This is a genomic window from Rhizobacter sp., assembly GCF_031412075.1.
Lineage (GTDB): Bacteria > Pseudomonadota > Gammaproteobacteria > Burkholderiales > Burkholderiaceae_C > Rhizobacter.
This window is the reverse complement of the sequence record NZ_JANOCG010000622.1, coordinates 1-4,781: the sequence shown is the minus strand read 5'-3', so window position 1 is coordinate 4,781 and position 4,781 is coordinate 1. Positions and strand designations below refer to the sequence as shown.

6 protein-coding genes are annotated in these 4,781 nt (G+C 66.0%); all 6 read right to left on the bottom strand.

Translation table 11 applies throughout. The features are described from left to right. Window positions 1–245, bottom strand: a 245-nt coding sequence (locus RMO40_RS22980) for an AAA family ATPase (protein WP_309725924.1), incomplete at its 3' end; no start/stop codon positions are given. Window positions 246–252: 7 nt separating this feature from the next. Beyond that, complete coding sequence (locus RMO40_RS22975; protein ID WP_309725923.1) at window positions 253–1,941, bottom strand: secretin N-terminal domain-containing protein; 1,689 nt, start codon at window positions 1,939–1,941, stop codon at window positions 253–255. Further along, complete coding sequence (locus RMO40_RS22970) at window positions 1,938–2,300, bottom strand: MSHA biogenesis protein MshK (protein WP_309725922.1); 363 nt, start codon at window positions 2,298–2,300, stop codon at window positions 1,938–1,940. Before RMO40_RS22970 ends, RMO40_RS22975 begins: the two co-directional genes overlap by 4 nt. Continuing rightward, window positions 2,297–2,995, bottom strand: a complete 699-nt coding sequence (locus RMO40_RS22965; RefSeq protein ID WP_309725921.1) for a hypothetical protein — start codon at window positions 2,993–2,995, stop codon at window positions 2,297–2,299. Before RMO40_RS22965 ends, RMO40_RS22970 begins: the two co-directional genes overlap by 4 nt. Further along, window positions 2,992–3,660: a PilN domain-containing protein gene (locus tag RMO40_RS22960; RefSeq protein WP_309725920.1), complete on the bottom strand. Its 669-nt coding sequence runs from the start codon at window positions 3,658–3,660 to the stop codon at window positions 2,992–2,994. The genes RMO40_RS22965 and RMO40_RS22960 overlap by 4 nt, the downstream gene beginning before the upstream one ends. Then, the gene (pilM, locus tag RMO40_RS22955; RefSeq protein ID WP_309725919.1) at window positions 3,657–4,595 is read right to left on the bottom strand and encodes an agglutinin biogenesis protein MshI; all 939 of its coding nucleotides are present in this window, start codon (window positions 4,593–4,595) and stop codon (window positions 3,657–3,659) included. Before pilM ends, RMO40_RS22960 begins: the two co-directional genes overlap by 4 nt. Window positions 4,596–4,781 lie beyond the last annotated feature (186 nt).

The window sequence follows — 4,781 nt, the reverse complement described above, 5'->3', positions numbered from 1 at the left end:
GTGAGCAGGGGGTTGGGCAGGTAGCAGGTGACGCAGTCGTCGCCCTGGGTGGCGAGGAAGCGGCGGCACAACAATGTTTTGCCGGTGCCCACCTCGCCGGTGATCTTGATGAAGCCCTCGCCGCTGCTCGTGGCCATCAGCAGCGTGTTGAGTGCTTCCTGGTGAGCGCGCGTGGCAAAGGCAAATGCCGTGTCGGGCGTCAGGCCGAAGGGCAACTCAGTCAGGCCGAAGTGGGCGAGGTACATGGTCGTCTCACTTGAACTTGCTGAGCCGCTCTTGCGTGTCGGTCGCGTCGGCCTGCCAGCTGCGCTCGTTGCGAATGATGGTCGGCTTGAGCAGGATCACCAGCTCGCTCTTCACGCCGCTGCGGCTTCGGGTGCCCACCAGGGCGCCGAGCGCATAGTCGGTGGAGCCCGGCAGGCCCGAGGCCGATGTCGACTGCTGCTGTTTCATCAGCCCGCCGATGGCGACGATGTTGCCGTCTTGCACCCGCACCACCGAGTCGCTCTCGTTGACCGTGCTGGCCGCGAGCGGCAGCTGGAAGACACCCAGCGAACCCAGGTTCACGTTCTTGGTCTTCTCGGCCACCACGCTCACCGAGGGGTGCAGGTGCAAGATGATCTGGTCGTTGTCGTCGATCTGCGGTGTCACGTCGAGCGCAATGCCCGAGAAGAAGGGCTGCACGCCGATCGTCGGGGTGACCACCGTGCTGGTGCCCGAGGTGGTGGCGGTGGTGCTGATGCTGGTGACAAAAAACTCGTCGGTGCCGACCTTCAGCACGGCCTTCTGGTTGTTGATGCTCGCGATGCGGGGGCTGGAGAGCACCTGCACATTTCCTTGTGTTTCCAGGAACTGCAGCATGGCCGCAAAGTTGGGGCTTTGGAAAGCGAGACCGAACATGCTGCCGATGTTGGTGGCGTCGGTGATCAGGCTGGCGCCGGGCATGCCGTTCAGGCCCAGGGCCGACAGTGGGCCGCTGTTTTGCAGCGTGGTGCCGGGCGCGATGGGGCCGGCCGACACGTGGCTGTTCGCGTTGCGAAAGGCCGACCAGTTGACGCCGCTGCTGGAGCTGTCGGAAAGCTGCACTTCGATGATCTTGGCTTCGATCATCACCTGGCGCTCGACGATCAGCTGCGTCATGCGCAGGTAGTTTTCAGTGTTGCGGATGTCTTGCGGAAAGCCGCGCACGGCCACCACGCCCGACAACGGGTTGACGATGATCTTGCGGTTGCCGTCGGTGCCGACGATGGCGGTCAGCGTCTCGCGCAGCTCGCCCCAAAAGTCGTGGTTGGAGCCGGTGGAGATGTGGCTGCTTTGCGCGGCCACCTGGGTGCTACCCCCGCTGCCACCACCCGATGACGACGGTGCACCCGAACCCGAGGGCGAGGCGCTGCCGCTGCCGCCGCTGGCCGATGAAATCGAACCCGAGATCACCCGCGTGTCGCTGGTACCGCTGCGTTTACCGGCCAGGTAGTTGACCTGGAAGATGCGCGTCTGCAGCGCATTGGGCTGAATGTGGATGCGCGAGCCCTGCATCGTGTACTCGTAGCCGTAGAGGTCGCGCAGCGCATCGAGCGCTTCGCGCACGGTCACGTTTTTGAGGTTGAGTGCGACCACGCCGCTGACTTCGGGCGCGACCAGCATGCTGTAGCGCGTGCCGGTGACGATCTGCAGGAACACCTGTTGCGCTGGTGCGTTGGACACGGCCAGGTCGAAGCGCGGCTCGCTAGGCGGTGGCAGGCGCACGGGTTCGTTTTGCAGCGGTGGCAGCAGCGCGCGGTTCACGGCGTCGGGCGGGGCGGTGGGTTTGCTCGATTCGCGCGATGAAGCGCGGGCCATTTCTTCCTTGATGCGCTCGAGCGTGGCTTGGGGGGGCAGCTGGGTCGAAGCGCAGCCGGCCAAGGTTAGCGTGGCGAGTGCGCAAAGGGTTTTGTGGTTCATCTTGTCGGCTCCATGCGAGAGACCCGCAGCTGCTTGTTGACGTCGGGCGTCAGCCTGAGCGTGGTCGTGCCTTGCGGCCCTGTGAGTTGCACGCTGCGCTCGGTGACGCTGGCCAGGCGCTGTTCACCCACCAGGCCGCCGAGCAGCACGAGTTGGCCGCTGATCACGGCCGCCGGCGCGCGGCCGGCGTTCATCAGCACCGACTGCAGCACCAGCGAGTGGGTCACGGCGGGTGCCGATGCAGCCCCGGCGGTTTGCAGGCCGGCCGGTGGTCGGGTGGGGTCGGGCAGGTTGTCGTCTGCCAGCACGTGTGCGCTGGCGGCGAGCGAGCCCACCAAGGTGATCCAGAACAACCTCATATGACCCACCATGTTTTCTCCAGGCTGATGGTGTAGACGGTCAGCGTCATCACCACGGCCGGGCTGTCTTGTGCGTTGATCTTCAGTTCGCCCCAGTACACGCGGCGCGGCAGCTGCTCGAGTGTTTTCAGGTAGGCGTGCAGGTCGGCGTAGTTGCCACGCAGCGTCACCTCCACGCCATGGCGGTAGAGCCAGGTGTCACGCGGGGTGGTGCTGCCGTTGGGGCTGGACGCCGCCGATGCCGCTGGTGCCGCCTTGGCCGCCACCAAATCAGCGACAGACGAGACCGGCAGGCTGCGCAGGCCGCTGAGTTGCAGGCCGCGCTGGGCTTGCAGCAGGCCGGCCAGCCACTGGCTCATCTCGTGCGCTGGCACCAGCGAGCTTTGCAGCTGCTTGAACTGGTCGTCGGCGGTGCGGGTCTGCGTGCGCAGCTGGGCCAGCTGGGCGTGCAGCTCGACGTCGGGGTTGGCGAGTTTGGTATGCAGTATCTTGAGTTGGGTTTGCGCGACCAGCAGCTCGTTGCTCTGCTGGCTGTACTGCGCTTGCAGCAGACGGTGCTTCTTGCGGGCCGGCTCGATGAGCAGCAGGTGCCCGAGCATCAGGATGGCAAAACACAGCGCACCCGGCAGCAGAAAACGCTCACGCTGCGGCATGGCCATGAAGCGCGCACTCAACTGCTTCCAGTTCGCCTTCATGGCGCAGGCTCTTTTTGCGCCGTCACTTTGGCGGGCGCTTCAGCGCCTTGCGCGCTGAGCAGAGAAAACTCCACGAAGGCCGCGCTGCGCGCCGGCATCGATGCGGCGGGGTTGGCGGCGTGCACCGGCCGCTCGATATCGAGTGCGCGGAACGAGCGGCCTTGCAGGGCGGGCTCCTTGTTCAGGCGGCTCACGTAGGCAGGGATCAGGTCGGGGTTGAGCGCACGGCCGCGCAGGGCCACTTGTTGGTTGTCGAGTACCAGGCCGGTGATCCACAAACCGTTGATCGATTGGCGTGCAAACGCGCTCATCGCCGCAGCGTGGCCGGCTTCAACACCGAGACCGCCGCCGCGCAGCAGCGCCAGTGCCGCGTGGCGCTGGGTGAGTGTGGTTTGTGCGAGTTGCAGCTCGGCTTGCAGCCGTGCATCGGGCTTGAGACTGGCCACACGTTGTGTGAGGTCGGTCAGTTCGGTCTGCGCGGTTTGCAGGGCTTCGGTGGTCTGCGCGGCGGGGCCGCGCAGTTGCGCCAGCTCATGGCGTGCCCAGACGGTGGCGAGCGTCACCGCCAGCGCACACACGCCCACGGCGGTGGCGGCTGTCTCGGTGGTCGCCCAGTCGCGGCGCGTGCGCAGCGAGGCGTCGTAGAGGTTGATGTTTTGCGTCATGCCGCGGCTTTCGGCAGGTCTTCAACACGCAAGGCCATGCCGATCGGCACGTACCAGGCCGATTGTTCGTGCACCTCGCTCAGCGGGCTGTAGGGGCCGGCTTCGATCACGGTACTCAGGTCGGCCACTTCCACCGGCAGGTAGATGTTGTCCTTGAGGTAGTTGCACAGCGCTTCGGTGGCGGGGTGGCCGGCGACCAGCACACGCTGCAAGGGCACTTGGCTGAACTGGCGGTCAAAGCCGTCGAGCGAACGCTGCAGCTCCAGGCCGATGCGCTCGAAGGCGCTTTCGCGCTGCTCGGGGTTGGCGAGGGTGGCGAGGTCGGCCTCGATGTGGCGCAGGCCGTAGAGCTCGCCATTGCGCGTGAAAGTGAGCAGCCCGCCGTTTTCATGAAAGGCGAGCATGGCCAGGCCGCGGTCTTTGGTCTCGAACAGCGCGGCGATGTTGCGTTGCGCGGCTTCGAGCACGTCGATGACCTGCAGCGACATGTTGGCGTGCTGGAAGGCCTGCACCCGGTCGGCCAGCGGTTGGCGCTTGGCGGCGATCACCAGGGCCATGGCATCGCGGCCGGGTGGCATGCCATCGGTCGGGATGGGCAGCACGTCGATCATGGCCTGCTCGACGGGGAAGTCGAGCGAGTCTTTCACGCTCCAGCGCAGCGCGGCGCGCAGCTCGATGTCGGGCACCTTGGGCTTGGCAACCTGGATCATCTGGTACGAGCCGGGCTCCACCCAGGTGGTGCAGCGGTAGTTTTGCAGCTTGAGTGCCTTGCGGGCGCGCAGCAGCGCCTCGGTGTCGCTGTTGCCGGCGCGGGCAGTCGACTCCAGCAGGGTCAGCACGGGGCGCTCGCCGCCGCGCACGACATGGGCGAACTCCACGCACTGTTTGCGCGGCACGATCGCCAGCCAGCCGGGTTGTTCTCGTCGTTTGAACATGACCACATGAACCAACAGCAAGCCGCCCGGGATGGGGAGCTTGGGGTTGGGGTGATGCTAGGGAGAGGGCGCGGACGCGGTACCTCGATAAGACGGGGTTTTGCCCCGCTGTCATGACCGCGCAGGCACTACTTCACGGCCGCTTTGCCGAGATCCCAGATCGGGAGGAACACGCCCAAGGCGAGG